Raw genomic sequence first — 392 nt, 5'->3', positions numbered from 1 at the left:
GCGGAACCACCACGTCGTGATGATGGCATCCACGAAGAAGGGCCAGGTCGCTTCAAGCGACAGGAGGACGTCGCTCACGTCGCGTGCCGTGAACCGGGCCTGTGGGTCGCGCAGCCGGAGGGCGTTGCGGACGTCGTCGTCGAAGAGGGCTGGTCCGTAGGTGCGGTTGGGTTTAGGCGCGACGATTGCCGAGGCAACGGCGATGGCGGCACCCGCGCCGGTGACGACCCAATCCGCCGTCGAGAAGCGTGGCCACTCGCGACGCCACACGATCGGCTTCGGCTGCACGCCGACGTTTGGGGGATAGATGATGTCGGGCGGAAGCAGGTCGACCGGGTTCTTGGCCGTCGGCGGCATCGGAGAAGACTCGACGAGTCGCCCCGCCCCATGGG

The 392-nt window shown here is 67.9% G+C and carries 1 protein-coding gene; it reads right to left on the bottom strand.

All coding sequences use genetic code 11. The features are described from left to right. On the bottom strand, window positions 1-357 hold a 357-nt coding region (locus tag I6F37_RS43950; RefSeq protein ID WP_225154978.1), incomplete at its 3' end, for a hypothetical protein. Window positions 358-392: the final 35 nt, after the last annotated feature.

Source organism: Bradyrhizobium sp. NBAIM08 (assembly GCF_020193935.1).
Taxonomy (GTDB): domain Bacteria; phylum Pseudomonadota; class Alphaproteobacteria; order Rhizobiales; family Xanthobacteraceae; genus Bradyrhizobium; species Bradyrhizobium yuanmingense.
The sequence above is the reverse complement of the archived record's forward strand: the minus strand, read 5'-3'. Positions and strand labels throughout refer to the sequence as shown.